We start from the raw sequence: 1297 nt of genomic DNA, 5'->3' as shown, positions 1-1297 counted from the left end.
TGCTCGGCTTCGGCCTGCCGCCGCTGCTGCGCCTGCGCGACGTCCCGCCGATGCGTGTGCTCAACCGCAGCTTCGCCGCGCTGCCGCCGACCTCGCTGCTGGTCTACGCCGCCGCGCTGGTCGCCACCGTGGTGCTGGCGGTCTACGCCACCGGCGACGGCGTGCTGGCGGCCTGGGTGCTGGGCGGCCTGACCCTGCTGGCGGCGCTGGCCGCAGCGGTCGGCGGCGTGCTGCTGGCGGTGCTGCGGCGACTGCAGGGACGGCTGCGCGGCCCTTGGAAACTGGGCCTGGCGGCGCTGACCCGGCGCCGCGCACTGAGCGTGGTGCAACTGGTGGGTCTGTCGCTGTCGCTGTGCGCCCTGCTGTTGCTGGCGGTGATCGGCCCCGGCCTGCTCGGGCAGTGGCGCGACCGGCTGCCGGCGGACACGCCGAACTACTTCCTGATGAACATCCAGCCCGATCAGGCCGAGCAGGTGCTCGGCACCTTGCGCACGCTCGGTGTCGCCGATGCGGAGGTCGAGCCGTTCAGCACCGGCAAGCTGGTGGCGATCAACGGCAAGCCGCCGCAGCGCCGCGAGCAGGGGCCGGAGGACGATGGCGATGGCAGCGACCGGCCGATCAACTTCTCCTGGCGGCACGAATTCCCCGCTGCCAACCGGCTGCTGTCCGGACGCTTCTGGGCCGCCGACAGCACCGCCGCCGAGGCCTCGGTGGAAGAAGGCTGGGCGCAGCGTTACGGGCTCAAGCTCGGCGACCGCATCACCCTGCTGCTCGGCGACCAGCAGCGCAGTTTCACCGTCTCCAATGTGCGCAAGGCCGACTGGGATTCGTTCCGGGTCAACTTCTTCCTACTGCTCAACGCCGGCGCGGTGCAGGACGCGCCGTACAACCTGATTTCCGCCTTCCATCTGCCGCGTGCCTCGGCCGCGCAGCTGAGCGGGCTCAGCCGCGCCTATCCGAACGTGTCGCTGCTGGACATCGACGCGATCCTGCAGCGGGTGCGCGAGGTCATCGACCGGGTCGCCCAGGCAGTGCAACTGGTGATGGGCTTCAGCCTGCTGGCCGGCGCACTGGTGCTGCTGGCCGCCCTGCAGGCCACTGCCGGCGAGCGCCGCTACGACAGCGCGGTGCTGCGCACCCTGGGCGCACGCCGTGGGCAGTTGCGCGGCGCGGTGCTGGTGGAGTTCGGCGCGCTCGGCCTGCTCGCCGCGATCCTCGCGGTCGGCGCGGCGGCGATCATCGGCGTGGTGGTGGCCAGGCAGGCCTTCGACCTCGCGCTGTCGCCGCCGTGGCCGGC

The 1297-nt window shown here is 72.3% G+C and carries 1 protein-coding gene; it reads left to right on the top strand.

The genetic code is table 11. From position 1 onward, the window contains the following. A partial coding sequence (locus tag D183_RS0114070) for an FtsX-like permease family protein (RefSeq protein WP_017909563.1) occupies nucleotides 1-1297 on the top strand: 1297 nt, incomplete at both ends.

Source organism: Xanthomonas sp. SHU 199, from assembly GCF_000364665.1.
GTDB lineage: Bacteria > Pseudomonadota > Gammaproteobacteria > Xanthomonadales > Xanthomonadaceae > Xanthomonas_A > Xanthomonas_A sontii.
Note: the sequence above shows the minus strand (reverse complement) of the source record. Positions and strands in the feature narration are given on the sequence as shown.